This window comes from Haloterrigena salina JCM 13891 (assembly GCF_000337495.1).
In the GTDB taxonomy this organism is placed as follows: domain Archaea; phylum Halobacteriota; class Halobacteria; order Halobacteriales; family Natrialbaceae; genus Haloterrigena; species Haloterrigena salina.
Genome location: NZ_AOIS01000067.1, coordinates 46,703 through 70,994 on the forward strand (window position 1 = coordinate 46,703; position 24,292 = coordinate 70,994).

A 24,292-nucleotide genomic window follows, 5' to 3' on the forward strand; every position below is an offset into this window, starting at 1 on the left:
CGGTTTCCGACGGACGCTCGGACGAGTGTTTCGTTTCGGATCCGAAACTGGTCAGCGGACTCCGACTCTCCGAGGACGTCGCCGATTGACCAGCCGACCAATAAGCGAGACGAGGGATAGCGAGCAGTGTCATTTATAAGCACTCTCGGAACCCATGACACAGTCCATCATAGTAAGAGGGCGGTCCTGCCAACGGTTTTCAGGGGGTTGTGGACCGGTAGGTTTAAATTGAAGGCGCCAATAGATACGGCTACCAGAACGCCACCGGGGCGCGTATCGCTCGACGATCGATGACAGGAAATCTTATTCACCGAGGTTTCGCAGATCGTGAGCAGATGCTGTGTACAGCCGCTCGTTTCCGTTCGACGGTACCCGTCAGACCGACGGGTATCCCGTCCGTAAAACGGGCGAACATCCCCGGTGCGGGTATGGCACAGAGGTTTGAATAATACATGGTAGACGAATCAAAGAACATCGAACTGACGGAGGACGACCTCGAAAACAAATCGAAAGGGCAGCTCATCAAGATGGCCGGTCAACTGCGGGATCGGCGAAACGAGCTCAACCAGATGGCGTCCGAGCGGGCGTCCAAGCGCGACGACCTCAACGCGAAGACACGCGAGAAGGTCGACGAAGCCCAGGAACACCGCGAGAAACGCGACGAGCTCAACGAGCAGGTCCAAGAGCACAAGGAAAACCGCAACGAGCTCAACGCCGAGGCCAACGAGCTGTTCGACAAGGTCGAGAAGCTCAAGTCCGACATGGAGCTCGACGAGGGCAAGGACCTCGAGGAACTCGAGGAGGAGATCGAGGAACTCGAGTTTAAGCAGCAGACCGAAGTCCTCTCGAGCGAGGAGGAGAAGGAGCTCATCGAGAAGATCGAGTCCAAGCGCGAGGAGTACGAGTCCCGCAAGGAGAAACTCGAGCAGAACGAGGATCTCGAGGAGCTCGTCGAGGAAGCCGAGGAAGTGCGATCGGAAGCCTCCCAGCACCACCAGAAGGTGACTGAGCTCGCGGACAAGGCCCAGGAACACCACAACCAGATGATCGAGGCCTATCGGGAGGCCGACGACATCCGCGACGAGGCCGACGAGATGCACGAGAAGTTCGTCGAGGCCCAGGAGGCCGCCGACCAGCACCACGAGGACTTCGTCCGCGTCCAGAAGCGACTGCGCGAACTGGACAAGAAAGAAGAGGAGGAGCGCAAGTCCGAGCGCGACAAGAAGAAAGAGGAGGCCAAGGAAGAGGCCGAGGAGATCTATCAGAAGTTCAAGGAAGGCGAGACCCTCGACACCGAGGACCTGATGAAGCTCCAGAAGACCGGTCTGCTCTAGATCGGTCTCGTCTACCGGCGGTTCGGTTTTCTCTCTTTGCTGCGTTTTCGACGCCGGCGCCTCGAGACGGGAGTCCGTCCGGCGCGCTCGAGAGCGACACCGCGAGTCGCCGGTCGGTCGATCGGAGCGGTCACTCAGGCGCTCGCTCTCGAGATCAACCGCGGCCGGCCGTTCACGTCGGCCGGCAGAAAAATTCTCACGGCGTGTAAGCAGGGTGAGCTATTTTAGTGCCGGCCGGGGTCGGATGTAGACGAGCGCGTAATGGATACGGACACGAATCGAGTAGCCGAGCGACCGACCGGCCGCGGTACCGCCGCCGAGTTCGGTAGCGGACTCGATCCCCACGGAACGGAGGACGGGCGAGACGGCCCGGGAGCGACGGTCGTCGATGGCCGAACGGTCGTCGCGGACGGTGATCGTTCCGAGCGAAGCTATACGGGTTTCGACGCCGTCGTCGAAACAGTCGCTGCGTCCGCCCACAAGCTGGTACCGTCCCCGCAGTCGCGCCCGGAGCGATCCGTCGAGACCGACTGCGAACAGCGGGTATACGGTCCCTACTAGTGCATCCGTGGAACCGACCGACCGATAGCAGATCCCGATTCGAGTTAGTGAGCCTATACCGATGACAGTTGATAACAGTGCTTCGAGCATGGATCGACACGACGACGATGCGGGCGTCCTGATACCCGGCATCGATGCACCGAGTACCGTCGCCTGTCTCCGTTCGCTGCGACCGCGCGGCATCCGTACGATCGTCGGTTCCGAGTCGTCGACGACGCCGGCGTCCCGATCGACGTACTGCGACGAGTTCGTCGAGCTGCCGGACCCGGCCGACGATCTGTCCGCCTACGGCGACGCGTTGCTCGCGGTCGCCGAGCGATCGGACGTCCGGACGATCATTCCGGTCCGCGAGGAGGACGTCTACGTCCTCGCCGATCGCAAGGCGGCGTTCGCCGACGTGGTCGACACGAACTGGCCCGATTTCGAAACGCTCCGACTGGTTCAGGACCGCGTCGAACTCTTCGCCGCCGCCGACGCGGCCGACGTGGCGGTCCCGGAGACTGCGCTGCTCGATCAGTGGACCGACTGGGACCAGGAAACGATCGTAAAGCCCCGATATACGGTCGCCGCACCCGCCTATCTCGATCCCAGTGCCGACGAGATCGAGATCGGCTCGACGGAGTACCAGCAGCCGGGGACGCCGCCGGACCTCCAGACCGTCGTCGAGCGCCGCGGGCACGTCCCGCTGGTCCAGGAGCGGATCCCCGACTCCCGCGAATTCGGTTTCTTCGCCCTCTACGACCGCGGCGACCCGGTCGCCACCTTCCAGCACTGCCAGCGCCGCGGCTGGGAGTACTGCGGCGGCCCCAGCGCCTACCGCGAGTCGGTGTACGATCCGGACCTCGAGGCGGCCGGCCGAGCGCTGCTGGACGAACTCGAGTGGCACGGCCTCGCGATGGTCGAGTTCCTCCGGGACCCCGTCGACGAGGAGTACAAGCTCATGGAGATCAACCCGCGCTTCTGGTCGTCGCTGCCGTTTTCCGTCCGCGCAGGCGCGGACTTCCCCCACTACTACTGGAAGCAGGCCATCGGCGACCCGGTCGCGTCCGACGACACCTACGAGGTCGGGATCGGCGGCCACCTGCTCCGGGGGGAGCTCAGCTACCTCCACAGCGTGGCGACCAAGGAGTATCCGATGGTCGAACGCCCGTCGCTCGCGGGCGCGGTGCGCGACGTCGCGACGTCGCTCGTCAGTCAGCCGCGGTTCGACTACGCGGTGGCCGACGATCCGCTGCCGTTCGTCCGCGACGGTATCAATCTGGTCGAAGCGTACCGCGAGAGTCGATCATCGTCGGAGTCGACCACCGACTCGAGCGAGGCCGACGACCGCGACCCGACGGACGTCCCGCCACAATCGACGCGTTCGCACGGGGCGTCGCCGTCGCAGACGTCCCAGGGACTCGACGACTGAATCGGCGCGTCGCTCGCGGCCCTGCGGGACCGCGGGCCGACAGGTCGCCGGAACCGCCAATGCTTACCGGGTACCGTACGGAGATAGTCGTATGAGACGAGGTGTCCGCTATGGTCGATAGCGAACGGATCGAGCGACTGCTGATCGTCGTCGTCGGCGTCGTCGCCTTCGCCGCGGCCGGGTTCGCGCTGTTCGTCGTCTATCCGGACTCGCTGGCGGAACTACTCGGCGTGCTCGTCGCACTCGCGGTCGCGGCGCTCGGCGTTCGCTTCTCGAGCAATATCGCCGCGTCGCTGTATCCCGACTACGACGTCGCCGAGGTCGCCGTCGAAGGTCCCATCACGCGCGACGGCGGCGGCGGGTCGCTCCCCTCGAGTCCGCGGGGGACGCCGGCCGACGACATCGTCGACCAGATCGACCGGGCCGACGAGGACGACAGCGTCGACGCCCTCTTGGTGAAACTCAATACGCCGGGCGGCGAGGTCGTCCCGAGCGACGACATCCGGCTGGCGGCCGAGCGGTTCGACGGGCCGACGATCGCCTACGCGACCGACGTCTGCGCCAGCGGCGGCTACTGGATCGCCAGCGGCTGCGACGAACTCTGGGCCCGCGAGGGCTCGATCGTCGGCTCGATCGGCGTCATCGGCTCCCGGGTGAACGCCAGCGACCTCGCCGAGAGGGTCGGCCTCTCCTACGAGCGCTTCGCCGCCGGCGATTACAAGGACGCCGGCACCCCGCTGAAGGAGATGGACGAGGACGAACGCGCGTACCTGCAGGGGCTGATCGACGACTACTACGACACGTTCGTCGAGCGGGTCAGCGACGGCCGCGACCTCGACGCGGAGTTCGTCCGCGACACCGAGGCGCGGATCTATCTCGGCGAACAGGCCCACGACCTGGAGCTCGTCGATCGCCTCGGCACCCGCCGAGAGATCGAAGACGAACTGGCCGACCGCCTCGAGCGCGACGAGATCGGCGTCGAGGAGTTCGAGCCCGAACGGCCGCTGATGGCCCGCGTCGGCGCCGGCGCACAGCGAGTAGCCTACGCCTTCGGAGCCGGCATCTCGGGGCTCGCCGAGGACCGGGAGTTCCGCCTGCGGACCTGATCGAACGCTCGCGGGCCGTTCTCGTCGATCGCTCGGCGCCTCGATCGCGTCGAACGAGTAAGTGGTTTTATCGTCACACGGAATGCATCGCCTACCGTGACAACGCTGGTCGTCTGTCTCGACCGGACCGACGACGTCGGTCGCAAGACCGGGCTACGCTCTCCAGTCGTGGGCTGGGAGGCGGTTCGCGCGCTCGTGACCGACGTCGGACTGGCGGATCCGGAGGATTCGGGGGTCAACTCCCTGCTCGAGACGTTACGCGTCGCCCAGAACCTCCGCGACGAGAACGAGGAGGTCGTCGTCGCGGTCGTCTCGGGCGACCGGGAGTCGATGGTCTCGGCGGACAGAGCCGTCGCGACGCAACTGGACGAACTCGTCGCCGAGTACGATCCCGACTCCGCGGTCGTCGTCATCGACAGCGCGGAGGACGAGCGACTGGTGCCGATCGTCGAGAGCCGGGTCCGGGTCGATTCGGTCGACCGCGTCGTCGTCCGACAGGCCCGGGACATCGAGTCGACCTACTACCTGCTCAAGCAGTTCCTCGCCGACGAGGAACTGCGCCAGACCGTCCTCGTGCCGATCGGGCTGACGCTGCTGGTCTTCCCGATGCTCGCGAGTTTCGTCGGTCCCGCGGAGGGCGCCGCCGCGATCACGACGGTCATCGGCGTCTTCCTGCTCTACAAGGGGTTCAATATCGACGAGCGGGTGACGAGAGTCGCCCATCAGGTGCGCGAATCGCTGTACTCCGGCCAGGTCTCGGTCGTCACCTACGTCGTCGCCGCGGGACTGACCCTGGTGGGCGTCTTCGCCGGCGCGTTAGGCGTCTCGACGCTCGAGGACACCCCCGGCGTCGTGGTGCCGGCGATGCAGTTCGCCTTCAACAGCGTCCCCTGGCTCGCGATGGCCGCGCTGACGGCAAGCGCCGGCCGCCTGCTCGACGAGGCCATCGGCGACGGGCCGATCCGCAGTTCGTACCTCAACCTGCCCTTTATCGTCATCGCCGTCGGGCTGGTCGTTCGGGGTTTCTCGGCGTACTTCCTCGAGCAACAGCGCGTGATCGATCCGTTCGTGGTGCCGGCCTACGAGTTCGGCGTCATCTCGAACGAACAGTTCGTGGTGTCGACCGGCGAGCGACTCGCGCTGTTCGTCGTGAGCGGGATCGTGGTCAGTCTCGTCGGCGCGCACGTCGCGTCGTACTTCAGTGCCAGCCGGGAGGAGGGCGAACTCGCCGACGGCGGCCCCGAGGCCCCACGGACGGGCGAGACGGTGTCGGAGCCGTCCGCGGACGCCGACTCGACGTCGGAACTCACCGACGGTGGGCCGCCGACGACCCCGACGGACGCCGCCGACGCCGATCACGGTGCGGCGCCGCAGTCGGGCTCGGAGTCGGCCTCCGACGCTTCCTCGAGTACCGACGCCGATTCGGACGAGTGAGCCGTCGGCGACCGGACTCGTCACCCATATACTCCTCTGGAGCAACGGGTCTCCCATGAGCGACGCAGACGGGACGTGGGTGAGTCTCTTCTCGGGCGGCAAGGACTCCGCGTGGGCGCTGTACCGGGCCCTCGAGACGGGACGCGACGTCTCCCACCTCGTGACGGTCCACCCGACGGGCGACTCGTACATGTACCACGTGCCAGCGACGGAACTGGCGGCCCTGGCCGCCGAGAGCATCGGGGTTCCGCTGATCGACGTCGAACCCGACGACTTCGAAGCCGCCGTCGCCGCGGACTCCGGCGCGCAGGGCGACGACGAACTCGAGCCGCTCGAGGCCGCCCTGACCGACCTCGACGCGGACCTCGAGGGCGGCATCGCCGGCGTCACCGCGGGCGCGGTCGAGAGCGAGTACCAGACCAGCCGCATTCAGGGGATGTGCGACCGACTGGGCTGCGAGCTGTTCGCCCCCCTCTGGCAGGGAGACCCCCGCGAGCTCGCCGACGCGATGCTCGAGGCCGGCTTCGAGATCGCGATCATCCAGGTCGCCGCCCACGGACTCGACGAGTCGTGGCTCGGCCGGACGCTCGACCGCGAGGCACTCGAGGAACTCGAGGCGCTCAACGAGGAGTACGGCGTCCACATCCTCGGGGAGGGCGGCGAGTTCGAGACGCTGGTCGTCGACGGACCGCACATGGACCGGCGGATCGACCTCGAGTACGAGAAAGAGTGGGAGGGGACTCGCGGGCGGTTGCGGATTACGGACGCGCGGCTCGAGTAATCACACCGGGAGCGAACGAAGTGAGCGAACGGCTTTTTTGGTCCAGATTTTTGCGCGAGGGGTGAGTGAGCGTAGCGAACGAACCCGAGCGGAAAAAGGTGGTTCTGAGACGCTGGTCGTCGACGGACCGCACATGGACCGGCGGATCGACCTCGAGTACGAGAAAGAGTGGGAGGGAACGCGCGGACGGCTGCGGAGTACGGACGCGCGACTCGAGTAGCGACCCATCGTGAGTGGCGTTCGAGGGGAGGTTTCAATAGTTTCTGCCCGACTGGTTCCACCGATGAACGTCTTCCTCGGCATCGACGCGGGCACGCGGAACGTCAAGGTCGTCGCGTACGACCGCGAGGGGAGTGCGGTGGCAACGGCGTCGACGTCCCAGTCGGTCGTCATACCGGAATCCGGCCGGGCTGAACAGGAGATGGACGCGGTGTGGTCGGTGACCGCCGAGACGATCCGAACGGTGGTGGCGGAACTCGAGACCCGTGAGAGTGACTCGGGGGACGAAATTGACATCGAGGCCGTCGGTCTCACGGGGCAGGGCGACGGCTGCTGGCTGATCGACGCCGACGGCGAGCCCGTCCGGAACGCGATCCTCTGGTCGGACAGCCGCGCGGCGCCGATCGTCGAGGGCTGGGCGCGCGACGGCACCCTCGAGACGCTGGCCGAGACCTGCGGCTCGCGGCCGTATCCGGGAATGAGCCTGCCGCTGGTGCGGTGGCTGGCCGACGAGGAGCCCGCGACCCTCGAGCGGGCGACGACGGCGTTTTCCTGTACGGACTGGCTCGCGTACTCGCTGACCGGCGAGCGCGGCACCGACACCACCGAGGCGACGGTGCCGTTGCTCGACCGCGAGACGACCGCGTTCGAGCCGGCCGTCTTCGAAGCTGTCGGGCTCCCGGAACGGGCGTCGCTGATCCCGGAGCTCCGCGCGCCGACGGACGTCGTCGGAACGGTCACGGAGACGGCCGCCGACGAAACCGGACTGCCCGCCGGGACGCCGGTCGTCACAGGGGCTATCGACGTCGCCGCGTCGGCGGTCGGCAGCGGCGCCGTCCGGCCGGGCGACGGCTCCGCCTCGATCGGTACCTCGCTGTTCACGCAGGTGATCGGCGACGGGCCCGGCGCGGAGCCGACGGCCATCGGGATGGCGCTGGGAATCGACGACCGGTGGACCACCGCCATCGGCTCGAACGCCGGCACGCGGACCCTCGAGTGGGTCCGATCGGAGATCGCCGACGGCGCGTCGTTCGACGACCTCGAGGAGCTGGCTCGATCGTCCCCGGCGGGCAGCGATGGACTGCTCTATCTGCCGTATCTGAGCGAGACCGGCGAGCGCGGACCGTTCACCGATCCCGACGCCCGGGCGGGGTTCCTCGGTCTCTCGCCGGCCCACGGGACCGCCCACCTCGTTCGGAGCGCCTACGAGGGGCTGGCGTTGGCCCTGCGGGACTGCGTGGAACACCTCCCCGCCGACCCCGATCGGATCGCCCTAAGCGGGGGCGGCACCCGTTCGTCGCTGCTCTGCCAGCTCGCCGCCGACTGCACGGGGACCGAGATCGTCGTCCCGACGAACGACGAACCGGGGGCGACGGGCGCCGCGGCGTTCGCCGCCGTCGGCGTGGGCGCGTACCCGGACCTCGAGACCGCGACCGACGCGCTCGCGGGCGATCGAACCCGATACGCGCCGCGGCCGTCGACCGCCGGGACGTACGACGAACTGTACGCCGCCTACCGCGACGCACGCACGGACATGGCGCCAATCTGGGACTCGCAGGCCGCCTTTCGGGCTTCCGCGGACGCGGCGGGGACGGAACCGACGGCCGACCCGGACGCGGAGTGAGTCCCACTGGTGTCACCTGACAGGTAAGTTTCTTTGCGTCTCGTCGGTGCCGTCGCTGACGGCATGATCGAATCCCAGCGCGACCTGTTCGTCCGCGAACTGCGCGAACTGTACTAGATCGAGCAGGAACTCGAGGACCTCCAGTCGGAGCTGGCCGAGGCGGCGACCGACGAGGATCTCGAGGAGTACTACATGACCCACAGCGAGACCACGTCCGAGCGGATCGGGCGACTCGAGACGCTATTCGACGCCATGCAGGAAGATCCCGGCGCCCTCGAGAGCGCCTCGCTGGCGGGGCTGCGCGAGGACCGCGAGGAGATCGTCCAGGACCTCGAAGACCCGCACCTCGGCGACCTCGTCGAGACGGAACTCGGCCGCGGGATCGAGCGCCTCGAGATCACGAAACTCGAGACGCTGCTGACGCTGGCCGACCGGATGGACCTGCCCGCTGAAGTCGTCGACCCGCTCGAGCAGACGAAAGCCGAGGCCGAGAACGGGCTCGAGAACGTCCGGACGTTGACGGCCTGAGTCGCCGCCACGGACTCGCCTGGGGAATGGCCGCCGGTCAGAGAGGATGCATCGGTACGACAGATGCGTGTGTGGACGACACTGCCATCAGATACTCTAGCACTTTTCGCGTAGTTAAACCGCCTCTCCAGCCTCGAAGACGACGATGCGGGTGCCTGGTCCCGCGTTAGCTCGCTGCCAGAACAATTTTATAGTTTTACTGACTTTCACGAATAGAATGCAATCGAGACGAACGGTGCTTCGAGCGACGGCCGGGGGGACGAGCGTCGGGCTGCTGGCTGCGCTTGCCGGCTGTAGCGACGAAACCAGTACGGACGGGAACGGGAACGAAGACGACGAAGCGGAAAACGGCGGTGAGACCGAGACCGAGACTGACGTACTCGAGTACACCGATTGGACCTACGATCCCGACGAGTTATCCAGAGACTCGATCGTAGCCATAGAGATGGATCTCAACGCGCTCCTCGAGTCGGATCCGTCGTACGCGGAGGAGTTCCGTTCGGACCTGACGGAACGCTACCACGAGAGCCTCGAAGCCGGGAATATCGACGCCGTCGTCAACGCGGGTAACGCCGAGATTCTCACCGGATCGTTCGATCCCGGGGCAGTCATCGACGAAATGTCGGTGTCCGAGGCGGAGGGCTACGCGGGATTCGACCTCTACGACGAGGAGGAGTCGTCCGTCACCGTCGCGACCGACGGGGAGTATCTCATCAGATCGGAGCCGAGCACCTACCAGTCGTTCGACGCCCGCGAGGAGATCGAACTCTTGATCGATACCAACGCCGGGGACGCGGCTCGACTCGCCGACGAGAGCGATCTCTTCGCGCAGCTCTCCGACGGGGACGCCGACGGCGACATGGAGTTCGTCCACGTACAGAGCGAGTCGTTCGCCGAGAGCGCGTCCGACGACGCGGTCGTCGCGAGACGCGAGACGGCAACGGTCGAGAGCACGGAGACGACCATCGAGCAACGTGATCTGTACAAGAGCGACGCCGGAATCGACCTCGACGAAATCGAATCGCAGTATCAGTCGGCGGACGTCGAACTGGACGACATCTCTCGAGACGGTCGACTCGTGACGATCGTGTTTGAGATGTCGACCGACGAGTATCTGAACACCGGCAGCTAACGCGCTCGGTCCGATCCGGTCCAAACTCGAGGGGAGGAATTCTCGGTGTGAATCGACGCGATTCCGTTCTATTCCTAGTCGCCCGGTAGTATCCGTCCGGTCCGAGACGGTCAGTCGTCGCTCGAGTCCGTCTATTCGCAGTCGGTCACAGCGGTGGCCGGCGAGCCGTGGACCTCGAGGACGGCCTCCCGTTCGTCGTCCCCGGTGTACGTCCACCACGCGATGCGGTCGATCTCGAGCGCGGAGTACGACGACTCGAGGGCCAGCCACTCGCCGGACGCGATCGTCCGGAGATCGCTCGCGGTGTCCAGTGGCGCCGACTCGAGGTCGTCGGCGACGGCGTCGATCAGCCGGACGACGGTCGGATCCGCCCTGATCGTCTCGACGCCCGCGAGCTGGCGCAGGTACTGGAAGGTTGCGGGGCCGACGCCGGCGATCGAACCGATCGGGTCCTCGTCGTAGCGGTAGTGGTCCGCCGTTTCCGCCCAGCCGAGCAGCGCCGCCTGGTCGTCGGCTTCCGGTCTGGCCGCGAGCGCGGCGGCGGCCTCGAGCAGAACGCGTCGCTTGCGCTGGGCGCCGACGGCCGCGACGAGAGCGTCGTCCTCGGGATCGACGGCGGCGAGATCGGCCAGCGTCTCGATCCGGTCGGTCGCGACGAACGCCTCGCGAAACCGCTCGACGGTCGGTTTGACGCCGCCGAGAAAGCGCTGGCCGGTCGTCGACGCGGCCGCCTCCGCGAGCAACAGCCGCGGATCGTCGCCGGTCCAGCGGCGGCGCTCGCGGAAGGCGGCTGCGAGTCGCTCGTAGGGAACGCCCTCGGCGTACCGGTCGAGAACCGACTGAACCGTCCGTGACATGCGCTTCGTCGACACACATCTCACGGGGGACTGATAGCTGTATCGACCAGTTCACTCCGAAATCGAGGTGCAGTCGTCCGGGACCCACTATCCGGCGACCGTTTCGTCGTTCAGGCGGTCGACGCGTCGGTTACTCTCCGGGGCGGTTCGTAATCGTCGTGTGGGCGCCGATGAGCGCACCCGCGAGATCCAACTCCTCGAGGTGGGTGCCCTCGTCGATGATCGAGCGACGGATGTCGGCGTCCCGGACCGTCGCGTCGGGGAAGATCACGGCGTGGTCGAGATCGGTGTTCTCGAGGGTGACGTCGCCCATGACGTGGACGTTGTCGCCGACCGAAGCGTTCTCGAGGGTCGCCGAGTCGGCGACAAGCGAGTCGCCGTCGAGGTGCCAGCCGACGGCGTCGAGGTAGCTCTCGGGGGTGCCGATGTCGAACCAGGCGCCGTCGAAGGTGTAGGCGTAGGTCGCCTCCCGGTTCTGGAGCCACTGGATGAACCAGCCCGGCTCGTCGGGGTTGTTCCCCTCCTCGAGGTACGTGGGAAACAGGGACAGCGAGTCCTGCGGGAACGCGTAACAGGCGATCGAGACGAGCGTACTGTTGGGATCGTCGGGCTTCTCTTGGAAGTCGACGACGCGCTCGTCCTCGAGTTCGACCAGGCCGTAGGATGTGGCCTTCTCGCGGGAGCCGACGTCGTAGGCGGCCAGCGTCGGCGCGTCGTGGTCCTCGAAGTAGTCCACGAACTCCGCGACGTCGAAGCTGATCAGGTTGTCGCCGGCGATGACCAGCAGATCGTCGTCGACGTTCTCGCGGTCGATCAACTGCGCGAGCGCGCCGACGACGCCGAACTTGTCGTCTTCCTCGGTCGTATCCTCGACCGACAGCCGCGGCTTCTCGAACTCGCTATCGGCGAGGTGGGCTTCGAAATCGGGGGCAAACCGCTCGTTGGTGCTGACGAAGACCTCGTCGATCCGATCGTCAGCCTCGAGTTCGGCGAAGATGCGATCGATGACGGTGGAGTCACCGATCGGGAGGAACATCTTGGGTCGGTGTTTCGTGATCGGCCACATTCGAGTCGCGTACCCGCCGGCGAGGACCACGGCTTTCATGGCCCGTCATTCATCTGCCTGTGATAAGTGGTTTACCCTTTCAAGGATCGACTCGCCGTCGTCGGATTCCGGCGTCGAACGCAACCGTCGTTCGAGGTGGACGACCGACAGGCTAACGGTCGGACGGCCGCTTTTCAGACGTATGCGCGAAGCCGACGAAACGACGCGACAGCGACTCGCCGACGCTCTCCGAGACGATCTCGCGACGCCCAGCGAACTCGCGGTCCGGCTCGATCTGACGCCGGAATCGGTGGTTCGCCACGCCGAACACGTCTCCCGATCGATCGGCGGGAACGACGCGGACGAACAGTTACTTGTCGCACCGCCGACGTGTCGGGACTGCGGCTTCGACGACTTCGACGACCTCCTGAACCTCCCCTCGCGGTGTCCCAGCTGCAAGAGCGAGTCAGTCACCGAACCGACCCTGACGATCGAGTAATCGAGACGGTCCCGAGACGGCGAGAGTCACCCCAGGCGAGGCGTCTGGGACGGATTCGATACTAATATTTACTGTGCTCTCGAGAAATCGGTACAGACCCTCGAGCGAACGGACGGTCGATCCGCTGTCCCATCGGCGCCTGCGACCGTTCTCGTCTCTCCGATGCAGGCGTCCGTCCGTTTCGAGAGGCCATGGAGGTACGAATGACTGCCACACCCAACTCCGAGTCCGACTGTGTCGACTTCGTGCTGGCAGTCCTCGACGAACTCGAGGGCTGTGACGCGTCAGCCGAGACGGTCGACGACGCGTTCGGACTACTGGCCGCTCAGCGCCGCCGACTACTGTTGTCGGTGATGCGCACCTACGGCGAGTCGCTGACGCTGCCCGACGCCGCCGAGGAGGTCGCCGTCCGGGAAACCGGCTGCCAGGTTCCGAACATCTCCGCCGAGCGCGTCCACGAGATCTATCTCTCGCTGTATCACGACCACCTGCCGCGACTGGTCGACGCCGGTCTGCTCGAGTACGACCAGGAGCGCGACCTCGTCGTCCCGATCGGCCTCGAGTAGCCGGCCACGTACTCGAAACACCCGGAGAGAGCCGAACGGGCCTATATCTTGACGTTGGAACTCGAGGAGAGATCGTCGTCATCGTCGACCGGTCCCGCGCCGACGTACTCGTAGTCGTCGTCGGTCAGGTAGACGACGCCGTCGTCGACCGTCACCTCGAGATCGGTGAGGTAAGCGCCCTCGCAGGGGCCGTACGTACACTCCCCGGAGTCGGCGTCGAAGTAGGCGCCGTGGTTGGCACAGACGAGTTCCCCGTTTCGCATCGGGGCGCCCGACCCCTTGTCGATCTTGATGTGGGTGAGATGCTGACAGTAGTTCAGCCAGCAGGCGAGTCGGTCTTCCTCGGGCTCGCCGTCGGTTCCGTCGTCGCCGTTTTCGGTGGCCACGAGAATCGCCTCCCGCTCGCCGTCGGAGTCGTCGGTCACCCGGAAGAGCACCGTCGAATCCGTCGGCACGTCCTCGAGCGCAGTGATCCGTTGGGACGCGTCCATCGCCCGCTCGGTTACCGGTCCGCCGTCGTGAACGTTTCGATCGCGCGAACGTCTGACGCAGATTTAACATCCCGAGTGCCAAACGACGGCTATGGACTCCCTTCTCATCTACGGCTCCTACGGCTACACCGGTCGGCTGATCGCCCGCGAAGCCGTCTCTCGAGGAGGGTCCCCCGTCGTCGCCGGTCGCAACGGTCGCGCGGTCTCCCGGCAGGCGGACGAACTCGGCGTCGAAGGGCGAACCTTCGACCTGAGCGACGCCGCGGACGTCGCCGCCCACCTCCGGTCGTTCGACGCCGTGTTGAACTGCGCCGGGCCGTTCGTGAACACGGTCGATCCCCTCGTGGACGCCTGTCTCGAGACCGACACCCACTACCTCGACATCACCGGCGAGTTCCAGGCGTTCGAACGGCTCCGTCGCCGAGACGAGGCGGCGCGGGCGGCGGGAATCACGCTCTTACCCGGCGTCGGCTTCGACGTCGTCCCCACCGACTGCTTAGCGTCGTTTCTCCACTCGCAGCTGCCGGAGGCGACCGCCCTCTCGCTCGCGATCAAGGGCGGTGGCAGGCTCTCGCGGGGCACCGCCCGAACGCTCGTCGAACACATCGGCGACGACGGCGTCGTCCGGCGCAACGGCCGACTCATCAAGGTCCCGATGGCCTACCGGAGCCGCGAGATCGACTTCGGCGACGGCCCCGAACACGCCGTCACGATCCCGTGGGGCGATGTCGTCACCGCCGCCCACAGCACGGGCATCGACTCGATCGAAGTCTACGCGGCCGCGCCGTCGTGGGCGACCCGCGCGCTCTCGGCCGTCGATTCGCTGGGCTGGCTGCTCGAGCGCCGGCCGGTCGAAGCCGTCCTCGAGCGCCTCGTCGACGCTCGAATGGACGGTCCCGACGACGCGGCCCGCTCGACCGGTGCCGCGACCGTCTGGGGCGAGGCCGTCGACGAGACGACCGGGCGTCGCGCCCGCGCCCGGCTCCGGACCCCGAACCCCTACGCGCTGACGGCCGAGGCCGCGGTGAGCGCCGCCGAACGCGTCATCGACGGGAATAAGCGGAGCCGGAGCAGTCGCGGTCGCCTGCCGGCCGGCTTTCAGACGCCCTCCTCGGCGTTCGATGCCGATTTCGTTCTCGAACTTTCCGGAACCGAGCGCGAACTCCTCGAGGCGCCGGCCGAGTCGGCCGACCCCGAACGGTCCGCCCTCGAGTCCGACTGACGATCCGTCTCGAGTCCGACGACTGGGTCAGTCCTCGCTCGGCGCGCTGCCGCGCTCGTTCATCATCGTCTGCGTTCGTTCGACCCAGCCGCCCCGATAATAGCCGACGGCGACGTAGCCCATCGCCCAGACGTAGAAGACGACGATGGAGGCGTACACCGCCGGCATCCCGTAGTCGAGATAGATCCCGCCGACGGCCGAGACGCCGAGCATGCCGACGGCCATCCCCGAGACGCGGGCGATAAAGGGCGTCCGCGTGTCGCTGCCGCTGGTGAGCGCCCCCGAGAGCACGACGTAGAGGATGGTGGCCGGCGCCGCGAGGGCGTACGCGCGAGCGAAGCCGGCCGCGTAGCCGATCGTCGACGGATCGTCGGTGAAGAGGCCGACGATCCCCTCGGCGCCGACGAAAATCGCGCCGCCGAGCGAGCCGACGGTCAGGAGGCCGAGCGCGGCCGCGGCCCAGCCGTTGTACCGCGCCCCCGCGGGATCGCCGTCGCCGAGCGTCTGCCCGACGACGATGCTCGTGCCGGTCCGATACCCCCGCGAGAGCGGGCTGGTCAGTTGCTGGTAGACCCGCCGACCGATCTGGTAGGCCGCGTTGACGTCCGTCCCGAAGACCAGCAGGATCGAGTTGAACGGGAACTCGAGGACGGTCGTCACCAGCCCCTCCGCGATCCGCGGGGCGCTGATCGCGAGCAGTTGCTTCGTGACCGTCCACTGGCGGGGACGGACGAAGTTCGCCGGCGTCCACGGCCCGCGGATCGCGGCGACGAGCGCGAGCGCGGAGAAGACGTTGCCGAAGGCGGTCGCGACGCCGACGCCGAGGATGTGGAGCCGCGGTGCGGGCCCCAGCCCCAACCCGAGGACGAGCGTGCCGACGATGTTGAGGCCGTTCGAGACGACGTTGAGGTACATCGGCGTCCGCGTGTCGCCGGCACCCTGAATCGAGCGCGCGGCGACCAGCGCCACGTGGCGGGCGGGGCTGGTCGCGAAGATGATCGCGAGGTAGAGCCCGCCCATGCGGGCCACTTCGGGCTCGGCGCCCAGCACGCCGATCGCCCGCTCGCCGAAGAGGACACCGAACAGCACGAACGGGAGCCCGGCGACCGCGCCGAGCAGTATCGCCTGCGTGATGGCCTCGTCCCGGTTGCCCGTCGCGCCGCTGCCCGTGTCCTGACTCGAGAGGGCGATGACGCCGCTGCCGAGACCGAGCCCGATCCGCAGCGGCAGTCTGGCGTACAGATCGGCCAACCCGACGGCCGCGACCGCGGCGGGCGAGAACAGTCCGGTGACGACGACGTCCGTCGTCCGCATCATCGTCCGGAGGAACTGCTCGATCATCACCGGCCACGAGAGGTCGAACACGCGCCGCCAGACGGCGAACAGTCGCCGTCGTCCTCCGGAGAGCACGCTTCGAATTCGGGTCGTCCGGTGTTTGAACTTGTTGCAACCGGCACTCGAGGGAAGTCCGCTCGCTCGAGACAGCGCAACGACTGTGCGGTTCGCGACACGCTTATCAGCTTGCTATCCGAAACGATATTCGAAAAATGAGCGAGTGGATCGCCCGGAACGTCGCGCTCTCGTTCGCGTTCTGGGCGATCGTCGCCTTCGTTCTCCTCGGCGGTCTCGAGGTCCTCGTCTTCGGTCGGTTCGAACCCCTCGAGTACGTCGGCCAGATAATCGGGTCCGGAATCGGGTTGACGGTCGCTATTCCGCCGCTTCCGCTGCGGACCGCCGACGCGTAGGCAGCCGCAATCGCCTCGCGAAGCTACCTCGAGGAGTAACAGGCCCGTTCGACGCGCTCGTCGTACAGCCGCGAGAGCCGCTCCGTGACGGGACCGCCGCCGATCTCTCGGTCGTCCAGCGACGCGATCGGTCGGAGCTCCCAGGTGCGGTTCGTCAGGAACGCCTCGTCGGCCGCGAGGACGTCCTCGAGGTCGTACCGTCCTTCCTGCGTCGGAACTCCGTTCTCTGCGGCCGACTCGAGGACGATCTCGCGGGTGATCCCCGCCAGCACGTCCCCGTCGGTCGTCGGCGTGTGGAGGGTGCCGTCGCGGACGAAAAACAGGTTACTCGTCGCGCCTTCGGCGACGTGTCCCTCGAGGTCGCACATGAGCGCCTCGTCCGCTGTCGCCGTTCCGTCCTCGTTTCGCAGTTCCGCGCGCGCGAGGATCCCGTTCAGGTAGTTGTGCGTCTTTGCCCCGGCCGGAAGCGCCTCGTCCGGCGTCCGTCGCGTCTCGACGGTCCGCACGGTCGCGGGCTCGTCCCAGACCGAATCACCCTCGAGCCCCCCGCGAGGTAACGGTTTGGCGTAGACGACCACCGTCGGATCGACCTCGGGCTGGGGCGTCAGCTTCCCCGGCTGGACGCCGCGCGTGACCGAGAGCCGCACGTAGGCGTCCGCGAGGTCGTTCGCGGCGAGGGTTGCATCGATCCGCTCGCGGAGGTCGGCGTCGGTCACCCCGTGCGCGAGCGAGAGGGCGTCGCAGGTAGCCTCGAGGCGCTCGAGATGGCGCTCCCACGCGAAGACCGTCCCGCCGTAGGCCCGCATGGTCTCGAAGGCGGCGTCGCCGTACCGGAAGCCGCGGTCGTCGACGCTGACGGTCGCCTCGCTCGCGGGGACAATTTCGCCGTCGACGTGGTAGTAGCGGTCGTCTTCGTCAGTCATTCCGCGTCTCCTCCTCCCCCGCCGCCGTCGCTTCCGCGGCGAACCGACAGAAGTTCGCGACCATGCGCTTTCCAACTCGCAGCGAGATGCCGTCGCCGCCGGCCGCGTCGTCGTGGCCCCGCGTCAGGATGCTCTCGGGGTGGAACTGGACGCCGACGTGGGGTTTCTCGCGGTGACGGACCGCCATCAACACGCCGCGCTCGTCGGTCGTCCGCGCCGTCTCGCGGAGGGCGTCGGGCAGGTCCGCTCGGTCGACCGCCAGCGAGTGATACCGCCCGACCTGGAACGTCTCCGGCAACGCCGCGAAGATCCCGTCGCCGTCGTGTTCGACCGTCGAGGGCTTGCCGTGGACGACGTGGGGCGCGCGGACGACCGGCGCGCCGTTGGCCGCACAGAGGGCCTGGTGGCCGAGGCAGACGCCCAGAATCGGGTACTCCGTCTCGGCGAACAGCGGGATCGAGATGCCGGCCTCCTCCGGCGTTCCCGGTCCCGGCGAGACGACGATCCCTGTGGGATCGATCGACTCGAGATCGGCGAGATCGATCTCGTCGTTGCGCCGGACCACGACCTCGTCCGCCACCTCGCCGACGTACTGGACGAGGTTGTACGCGAACGAATCGTAGTTATCGACTACCAGCAACCGTTTGCTGCGGTCACTCGCCGACGCTCGCTCTCGGGAGTCACGTCCGTCACTCACGCTGCTCACCTCCGCATTCGGCCTCGAGCGCCATTCCGGCTCGCTCGCCCAGCGCCTCGTCGACGGCCGCGATCAGCGCGCGGGCCTTGTCGAGGGTCTCGTCGTACTCGCTGTAGGGATCGGAATCGTGGACGATCCCGGCGCCGACGCGGAGGTGGTACTCCTCGGCGTGGCGGACCAGCGTCCGAATGATTATGTTCAGCGTCGCTCGTCCGTCGAAGCCGAAGATGCCGATGCTGCCCGTGTAGGGGCCTCGTCGGGTCGCCTCGAGTTCGTCGATGATCTCCATCGTCCGCGGCTTCGGCGCGCCGGTGATCGTGCCGCCCGGGAAGACCGCCGCGATAGCGTCGGCGAGCGTTTCGTCGTCGCGCAACTGCCCGGTCACGTTCGAGACGAGGTGCATCACCTCCGAGTAGCGATCGATCCGCCGGTACTCGTCGACCGCCACGGAGCCGTACTCGCAGACCTTTCCGAGGTCGTTGCGCTCTAAATCGACCAGCATCGAGTGTTCGGCCCGCTCCTTCTCGTCGCTCAGGAGGTTGTCCTCGAGTGCCCGATCGTCCGTCTCCGTCTCGCCGCGGGGACGCGTGCCCGCGATGGGCTCTGTCCGAACGAAATCGCCGTTCCGCTCCAGGAGCAACTCGGGACTCGCGCTCACCAGATCGGCCGCGCGCAACTCGAGGAGCCCCGAGTACGGCGCGGGGTTGACCCGCCGGAGGGCGTCGTAGGCCGCGACGGGGTGGACCGCCGCGGGGGCGACCAGCCGCTGGGAGACGTTCGTCTGAAAGGTGTCGCCGTCCCGGACGTACTCCTTGACCCGGCGGACGCGCTCGGCGAACGCTTCGCGACCGCAGTCGCTCTCGAACGTCGCTTCGGATGTCGCGACTGGCGGCTCGCCGACCGCCGGATCGCCCTCGAGGGCGGCCGTCGCGAGTTCGAGCGCTCGGTCGCGGCCGCGTTCGTAGGCCGCCTCGAGCGCCTCATCGGAGCCGCCGTCGTCGACCGCGACTCGCGGACAGGCCGTCACCCGCAGCGTCACCTCCCCGTCGTCGGTCGGCGCTTCCCAGGCCGCCAGTCGGTCGTAGACGCCGACCTCGAGGCGCGGTAGTCCTCGATCGTCGACGGCCGACTCGGGAAGGGACTCGAGTTCGCGGGCGACGTCGTAGGAGAGCCAGCCGATCGCTCCGCAGGGGTAGGGTATCGAGCAGTCGCCGCGAACCAACCGGTCTCGCTCGAGGAGTCCCTCGAGGGCGGTCAGCGTCGGAGACTCCCCGTCGTCCGTTCGCGCGACCGCGTCCGGCCCGACCGTCAGCCGGTCAACGGGATCGACGCCGAAGTAGCCCCAGCCGGGCTGGCCGCCGGTCGTCTCGAGGAAGGCGCCGCCGGAATCGGAATCGCGTGCCCGTCGATAGGCGAGAAACGGATCGTCGACGGCGACGCGGACCTCGACGGGAATCCGAACGCCGGGTGCCCGTGCCGTCGTGTCGTCGGTCGGCGCGTCCTCGGTCGACGTAGCGTCGTCACCTTCGAGGCGCTCGCGGGCGGCGGCTCGAAACGACGCGAGCGAGGTGACGACGCGCGGATCGCTCATGCCTCTCGGAAGGGGGCGAGAGCCTAATCCTCTTGCGGTTTCGAGAGTGGCGAAAAACGAGAGTGCCGAGAGCGGCCGTCGGGAGAGCGGGGGTTTCGAACGACCGAGCGCGGGGAGAGGGTTCGTCGACTAGCGGACGTCCGCTCTGTCGATCCAGCCCTGAATGCGCTTTTCGGAGATGTCGGTCTGCTCGGACAGGTCGGCGGCGTCGGCGGCGGCGAGTTCGCTGACCGTTTCGACGCCGGCGGCGGCGAGGCGGTCCGCGTAGGCGGGGCCGATCCCTTTGATCGAGTTGACCGGCTCCTGGGTGGCTTCGTCGTCTGTCGCCTCCGTCGGTTCGGCCGCCGCCTCCGAGTCCGTTTCCGCGGATTCGTCGGCCGTCTCCGGTTCGGCTGGTTCCTCGTCGGGTTCCGCGGCGACTTCCGGTTCCGGCTCGGGTTCCGGTTCGACCGCCGCATCCGTGTCGGTCGATTCCTCGTTCGCCGCGTCGGTCGAGTCGTCCGGTTCCGCCTCCTTGATGGCGGCGTCCGCGGCGCTGTCGGGCAGGTCCTCGACGTCCGCCGTTTCGTCTTCCGCGTCGGAGGCGGTCGCCTCTTCCACTTCGGAGCCGTCGGCCGACTCGGTGGCTGTCGATTCCTCGACGTCGACGGCCGATTCCTCGGTGTCGACGGACGGTTCGTCGGACTCGACGGCCGGCTCCTCGGTTCCGGCGGCCGTTTCGTCCGCGCCGCTCGTCGAACTCGAGGGCGCCGGCGTTTCCGTTGTCGAGGCCGTCTCCGTTTCCGGTTCCGGTTCGGTCTCAGTCGGTTCGGCGTCGGCCTCGTCCTCCCGCGACCCTTCCCGTTCGACCGTTACCCCGACCTCTCGACCGCGTCCTCGCTCCGGGTCCGAATCACCGAACCCGAGCAGCGACTTCAGCTTTTGGAGGATTGCCATTGTGGCGATATAGTCGACTCCCTCACTTAAATTCGCCTGATACTCGGATCTCGACCGTCGATTCCGGCCGTAGAACCGGCTCAGAGCCGATCGCGAAGCGCCGCGTTCATCGCGTCGACCGGCGCCTCTCGCCCGGTCCAGCGCTCGAACGCTTCGACGCCCTGGTAGAGCAACATCCACGCGCCGTCGACGGTCGTCGCCCCGGCCGCGGTCGCGTCCCGAAGGAGTCGCGTCTCGAGCGGCTGGTACACCGCGTCCAGCACGGCCAGGTCGCCGTGGAGCGCGTCGGCCGGCACCGGCGTCTCGTCTTCCTCCATGCCGACGCTGGTGGCGTTGACGAGCACGTCGGCGTCGGAAAGCAGGTCGACGAGCGTCTCGTTCTCGAGACCGTGACCCGTCGCGCCCGGAACCTCGTCGGCGAGCTCGCGGGCCGTCGACGCGGTCCGGTTGGCGATTTCGACGGTCGCGCCCGCGTCCGCGAGACCGAAGGCGACGGCTCGGCCGGCGCCGCCGGCGCCGACGACGACGGCGCGTGCGCCGTCGACCGTCACGCCGTGATCGCGCAGGGCGCGCAGGGCACCGACCGCGTCGGTGTTGTGGCCCGTCGGGGCGCCCTCGCCCGTGAAATCGATCGTGTTGACGGCACCGATCCGGGTCGCCAGTTCGTCCGCCTCGACGCACTCGAGGACGTCCCGCTTGAACGGAATCGTCACGTTCAGTCCCGCGATACCCAGCGCTTCGGCGCCGTCGATCGCGTCCTCGATCGCCGAGGGCTCGGGCTCGAAGGTGACGTAGCGGGCCTCGAGACCGAGTTCGTCGTAGGCGGCTTCGTGCATCGGCGGCGACAGCGAGTGTCCGACCGGGTTGCCGAGCAACCCGAAGACGTCCATAGCCATACCACACAGTCGCGTCGAGGGGACTATAATCGGTGCGACTTCAGCGACGGGGCCTCCGCGCGCGATCTACAACCGACTCGCCGACGCCAGATGCTTTCGGGTTTCTTTTACCCCCCTCTCGAGTAGCCGCCGCTATGCTCACCGGCATTCCGCTGTATCTCGTCCTGCTCGCGGCCGGTATCGTCGCGCTCTACGGCGGCGCGGAACTGCTCGTCGCGGGCGCCGGCCGGCTCGCGCTGGGGATCGGCCTCCGGGCGGCGACCGTCGGCGTGACGGTGGTCGCCTTCGCGACGACCGCGCCGGAACTGTTCGTCTCGACGATCGGCGCGCTGAACGTCTCGACCGACATCGGCCTCGGCGCGGTCATCGGCTCGAACATCGCCAACATCGGGCTGGTGCTCGGTATCTCCGCGCTCATCAAACCCCTGCAGGTCAGTTCGATCGTCATGCGCCGCCACGTCCCGTTCATGGTGTTCGCGGCGATACTGCTGGTCGCCCTCGGCGCCAACGGAACGATCGGTCGCCTCGAGGGCGCGGTCTTCCTGCTGGTTCTGGCCGGCTTCACCGGCTACCTGCTCTACTACGTCAACGCCGACCCGGCGCCGATGATGGACGATCCGGACGCCGGAGACGGGATCTCGCCCCGGGACGTCGCACTCGTCGTCGGCGGACTGATCGCGCTCGTCATCGGCTCGCGGTGGCTGGTCTCCGGTGGCACCGGGCTGTTGTCGGCGCTCGGCTTTTCGGACCTCTTTATCGGCCTGACGGTGCTCGCACTCGGCACCTCGCTGCCGGAACTGGCGGCGTCGGTCGTCAGCGCCGTCCGCGGCGAGACCGCGTTCTCCATCGGCAACGTCGTCGGCTCGAACATCTACAACATCCTCGCGGTGCTGGGGATCGTCGCCCTGATCACGCCGATCGATATCGCCTCGAGCACGCTCCGACTCGAACTCCCGTTCCTGATCGTCTTCACGGTGCTCTTAGTCGCGATGATGGGGTACGGGCGGCGGCTCACGCGACGCGACGGCGCCGCGCTCGTCGTCGGGTACGGCGCGTTCATCTACTTGCTCCTTCCCTGATCGATGCGCGGTCGACCGGCCGGTTCGCGAGTGGCCTCGACGCCAGTCTCCGATTCAGCCGTTAGCTGCGGAAAAGCGTGGCCGAAAGTGCCGCGACGATGGCGATGGCGACGACGGTATCCAAGACGAGCGCACCGGACTCCGAAAGGAATCGCCACGACGCTACCGCGATTCCGATACCGACGATAACCGCGAGTATGTTGGACGTTTCGAAGCGATTGTATCTCACTGTACTCATTATGGAGTTAATTTGACATATGGTTTTTACGATACTCAATCGAATCTACTCACAGGCGATACAGTAGTTGGACCGTCGTCTCGAGTCTTCATCACCAGCGTGGCAGCGACAGCTAAAGCGGGAGCGGCGCCGATTCCGCGTCCGGGAGCTCGTCGGCACACCGAGACTGCAGCCGGTCCAGCCGCGGCCCGACGTGTTCGCGGACGAGCCGTACCAGCGCGTTCTCCGAACCGTCGCCGGTAATGGCGGCCGTCCCCGTCGGCGCCGACGGCTCGTCGGCGCGCGTGACGAGCAGCACGCGTTCGCGGTCGGCGAAGACGACGTGTCCGTGGTTGACCCGTCCGGCGGGGAAGTTCAGCCAGTCACACTGGGGCTCGCAGATGGTCGCCCCGGGAACGGCCGACCTGACGGTGTCCCGAACGCGGGGCGACCGCGAGCCGACGTAGACGTCCACCCCGCGGTCGGCAGCGGCCCGCCAGCGCTCGAGACAGCGCCGCTCGAGCAGCCCCGCGTCGGGCACCGTCACGACCAGTTCCTCCTCGGCGCTGTCCGCGATCTCGCAGTTCTTGGCGACGACGGTTTCGGTCCCTTCGAGCGTCCGGCAGGCGCCCTCGCTCGGCGAATCGTCGGCAGGTTCGCTCTCCCCGTCGATATCGTCTCTCTCCGACCGGTCCCCGCACAGGAGGGAGCACACGTCCGCGAGCGGCCCTTGGGCCAGCCACTCGGCTCGCCACTGAGCCGCGTCGGTCTCGATCGAGGCGGTTCCGTCCGCCCGATCGTACGCGACGAGACCGGCGTTCTCGAGCGCGGGCAGATCGTCGTGGACGAGTTGCGTCTCGACCGGTGCCCGTACGGATTCGTCGACGTCGACGAGTCGCGTCTCCTCGCTGCGCGCCGCGAGGATCGCGGCGAGGTCCGCGACGGCGAACCCGTCGGGGTGTCTCGCGAGGACGCGACAGATCTCCCGGCGGCGGGCGGGACCCAACGTCTCGAGCGTTCGGTTCACCCGCTGTTCCTCCCAGTCCCGTCCTCCGGTCGGGTTCTCGAGCAGGAACGTCACCCAGTCGGCGTCGAACAGCGACCGCTCGGCGAGGGCGATCCGCCGCGTTCCGTCGGTAGTCGGTTCCTCGACCAGCAACTCGTCCTCGAGCAGTCGGGGGACGTGGTTGTGAACGAGTTCGACGTGCGCGGTCCGAACTTGCTCGTCGGTGACGATCGGCGAAGCGTGTTCGCGGACGGCCACTTCCGTCGCGAGCGTTTCTAGCGACGTGGGCTCCTGTCGGTCGTAGAGGACCGAAAGGAGATACCGCCGTCGGGGGGCGGAGAGACCATCGAACGCGACGGTTGTTCCGTCGAGAGCAGCGCGGGAATTCATTG

26 protein-coding genes are annotated in these 24,292 nt (G+C 67.4%); 14 read left to right on the forward strand and 12 right to left on the reverse strand.

What is annotated here, in order from left to right; translation table 11 throughout:
- Positions 1 to 452: 452 nt before the first annotated feature.
- Entirely contained in the window at positions 453 to 1,334 is an 882-nt protein-coding gene (locus C477_RS21055) for a coiled-coil protein (protein ID WP_008896594.1), read from the forward strand.
- A 219-nt stretch (positions 1,335 to 1,553) separates the two neighbouring features.
- Here C477_RS21055 and C477_RS23725 read toward each other — a convergent pair whose 3' ends face one another.
- Positions 1,554 to 1,985: a hypothetical protein gene (locus tag C477_RS23725; protein ID WP_152423369.1), complete on the reverse strand. Its 432-nt coding sequence runs from the start codon at positions 1,983 to 1,985 to the stop codon at positions 1,554 to 1,556.
- Here C477_RS23725 and C477_RS21065 point away from each other — a divergent pair.
- The 6 genes from C477_RS21065 to C477_RS21085 all read left to right on the forward strand — a co-directional run bounded on the left by C477_RS21065 (position 1,984) and on the right by C477_RS21085 (position 8,470).
- Positions 1,984 to 3,306 (forward strand): carboxylate--amine ligase, encoded by a 1,323-nt coding sequence (locus C477_RS21065; protein ID WP_008896596.1) that lies wholly within the window; start codon positions 1,984 to 1,986, stop codon positions 3,304 to 3,306. The genes C477_RS23725 and C477_RS21065 overlap by 2 nt on opposite strands.
- Before the next feature lie 110 nt (positions 3,307 to 3,416).
- Complete coding sequence (sppA, locus tag C477_RS21070; protein WP_008896597.1) at positions 3,417 to 4,412, forward strand: signal peptide peptidase SppA; 996 nt, start codon at positions 3,417 to 3,419, stop codon at positions 4,410 to 4,412.
- Positions 4,413 to 4,508: 96 nt separating this feature from the next.
- Positions 4,509 to 5,846 (forward strand): DUF373 family protein, encoded by a 1,338-nt coding sequence (locus tag C477_RS21075; RefSeq protein ID WP_008896598.1) that lies wholly within the window; start codon positions 4,509 to 4,511, stop codon positions 5,844 to 5,846.
- A gap of 55 nt (positions 5,847 to 5,901) precedes the next feature.
- A complete protein-coding gene (locus tag C477_RS21080; RefSeq protein ID WP_008896599.1) occupies positions 5,902 to 6,627 on the forward strand; it encodes a diphthine--ammonia ligase in 726 nt (241 codons plus the stop codon).
- Positions 6,628 to 6,688: 61 nt separating this feature from the next.
- Positions 6,689 to 6,847, forward strand: a complete 159-nt coding sequence (locus C477_RS23215) for a hypothetical protein (protein ID WP_394295435.1) — start codon at positions 6,689 to 6,691, stop codon at positions 6,845 to 6,847.
- 63 nt (positions 6,848 to 6,910) lie between these two features.
- Entirely contained in the window at positions 6,911 to 8,470 is a 1,560-nt protein-coding gene (locus tag C477_RS21085) for an FGGY-family carbohydrate kinase (protein ID WP_008896601.1), read from the forward strand.
- Between the two features lie 12 nt (positions 8,471 to 8,482).
- Here the strand turns inward: C477_RS21085 and C477_RS24650 are convergent, their stop codons facing one another.
- Positions 8,483 to 8,671, reverse strand: a complete 189-nt coding sequence (locus C477_RS24650; RefSeq protein ID WP_008896602.1) for a hypothetical protein — start codon at positions 8,669 to 8,671, stop codon at positions 8,483 to 8,485.
- Here C477_RS24650 and C477_RS21095 point away from each other — a divergent pair.
- Complete coding sequence (locus tag C477_RS21095) at positions 8,621 to 8,998, forward strand: DUF892 family protein (protein WP_239641919.1); 378 nt, start codon at positions 8,621 to 8,623, stop codon at positions 8,996 to 8,998. The genes C477_RS24650 and C477_RS21095 overlap by 51 nt on opposite strands.
- Before the next feature lie 217 nt (positions 8,999 to 9,215).
- The gene (locus C477_RS21100) at positions 9,216 to 10,130 is read left to right on the forward strand and encodes a hypothetical protein (protein WP_083870336.1); all 915 of its coding nucleotides are present in this window, start codon (positions 9,216 to 9,218) and stop codon (positions 10,128 to 10,130) included.
- Positions 10,131 to 10,261: 131 nt separating this feature from the next.
- Here C477_RS21100 and C477_RS21105 read toward each other — a convergent pair whose 3' ends face one another.
- Entirely contained in the window at positions 10,262 to 10,987 is a 726-nt protein-coding gene (locus tag C477_RS21105) for a hypothetical protein (RefSeq protein WP_008896605.1), read from the reverse strand.
- A gap of 130 nt (positions 10,988 to 11,117) precedes the next feature.
- The gene (locus C477_RS21110; protein WP_008896606.1) at positions 11,118 to 12,092 is read right to left on the reverse strand and encodes a sugar phosphate nucleotidyltransferase; all 975 of its coding nucleotides are present in this window, start codon (positions 12,090 to 12,092) and stop codon (positions 11,118 to 11,120) included.
- A gap of 142 nt (positions 12,093 to 12,234) precedes the next feature.
- Here C477_RS21110 and C477_RS21115 point away from each other — a divergent pair, with 142 nt between their 5' ends.
- On the forward strand, positions 12,235 to 12,531 hold the full coding sequence (locus tag C477_RS21115; protein ID WP_008896607.1) for a transcriptional regulator: 297 nt from the start codon (positions 12,235 to 12,237) through the stop codon (positions 12,529 to 12,531).
- 203 nt (positions 12,532 to 12,734) lie between these two features.
- Entirely contained in the window at positions 12,735 to 13,097 is a 363-nt protein-coding gene (locus C477_RS21120; protein ID WP_008896608.1) for a DUF7344 domain-containing protein, read from the forward strand.
- A gap of 41 nt (positions 13,098 to 13,138) precedes the next feature.
- Here the strand turns inward: C477_RS21120 and C477_RS21125 are convergent, their stop codons facing one another.
- Positions 13,139 to 13,588 carry a Rieske (2Fe-2S) protein gene (locus tag C477_RS21125; RefSeq protein ID WP_008896609.1) on the reverse strand — a complete coding sequence of 150 codons (450 nt, stop codon included), beginning with the start codon at positions 13,586 to 13,588 and terminating at the stop codon, positions 13,139 to 13,141.
- A 91-nt stretch (positions 13,589 to 13,679) separates the two neighbouring features.
- Between C477_RS21125 and C477_RS21130 the strand changes: the two genes are divergently transcribed.
- Complete coding sequence (locus C477_RS21130) at positions 13,680 to 14,810, forward strand: saccharopine dehydrogenase family protein (protein WP_008896610.1); 1,131 nt, start codon at positions 13,680 to 13,682, stop codon at positions 14,808 to 14,810.
- A gap of 27 nt (positions 14,811 to 14,837) precedes the next feature.
- On the opposite strand, the gene C477_RS21135 is transcribed toward C477_RS21130, so the two are convergent.
- A complete protein-coding gene (locus C477_RS21135; protein WP_008896611.1) occupies positions 14,838 to 16,220 on the reverse strand; it encodes an MATE family efflux transporter in 1,383 nt (460 codons plus the stop codon).
- A 137-nt stretch (positions 16,221 to 16,357) separates the two neighbouring features.
- Here C477_RS21135 and C477_RS21140 point away from each other — a divergent pair, with 137 nt between their 5' ends.
- Positions 16,358 to 16,555, forward strand: a complete 198-nt coding sequence (locus tag C477_RS21140) for a hypothetical protein (protein WP_008896612.1) — start codon at positions 16,358 to 16,360, stop codon at positions 16,553 to 16,555.
- Positions 16,556 to 16,578: 23 nt separating this feature from the next.
- Here the strand turns inward: C477_RS21140 and C477_RS21145 are convergent, their stop codons facing one another.
- From C477_RS21145 to C477_RS21165, 5 genes are all read right to left on the reverse strand, one after another.
- A complete protein-coding gene (locus C477_RS21145; protein WP_008896613.1) occupies positions 16,579 to 17,478 on the reverse strand; it encodes an aminotransferase class IV in 900 nt (299 codons plus the stop codon).
- Entirely contained in the window at positions 17,471 to 18,175 is a 705-nt protein-coding gene (locus tag C477_RS21150; protein WP_239641913.1) for an anthranilate synthase component II, read from the reverse strand. The genes C477_RS21145 and C477_RS21150 overlap by 8 nt, the downstream gene beginning before the upstream one ends.
- A complete protein-coding gene (gene pabB, locus C477_RS21155) occupies positions 18,168 to 19,766 on the reverse strand; it encodes an aminodeoxychorismate synthase, component I (protein ID WP_008896615.1) in 1,599 nt (532 codons plus the stop codon). The genes C477_RS21150 and pabB overlap by 8 nt, the downstream gene beginning before the upstream one ends.
- Before the next feature lie 129 nt (positions 19,767 to 19,895).
- On the reverse strand, positions 19,896 to 20,702 hold the full coding sequence (locus tag C477_RS21160) for a DUF4332 domain-containing protein (protein WP_008896616.1): 807 nt from the start codon (positions 20,700 to 20,702) through the stop codon (positions 19,896 to 19,898).
- An 80-nt stretch (positions 20,703 to 20,782) separates the two neighbouring features.
- Positions 20,783 to 21,592, reverse strand: a complete 810-nt coding sequence (locus tag C477_RS21165; RefSeq protein WP_008896617.1) for a shikimate dehydrogenase — start codon at positions 21,590 to 21,592, stop codon at positions 20,783 to 20,785.
- Between the two features lie 140 nt (positions 21,593 to 21,732).
- Between C477_RS21165 and C477_RS21170 the strand changes: the two genes are divergently transcribed.
- Positions 21,733 to 22,677 carry a calcium/sodium antiporter gene (locus C477_RS21170; RefSeq protein ID WP_008896618.1) on the forward strand — a complete coding sequence of 315 codons (945 nt, stop codon included), beginning with the start codon at positions 21,733 to 21,735 and terminating at the stop codon, positions 22,675 to 22,677.
- Positions 22,678 to 23,027: 350 nt separating this feature from the next.
- On the opposite strand, the gene C477_RS21175 is transcribed toward C477_RS21170, so the two are convergent.
- Positions 23,028 to 24,290, reverse strand: coding sequence for a DUF7344 domain-containing protein (locus tag C477_RS21175; protein WP_008896619.1), 1,263 nt, complete (start codon positions 24,288 to 24,290; stop codon positions 23,028 to 23,030).
- Positions 24,291 to 24,292: the final 2 nt, after the last annotated feature.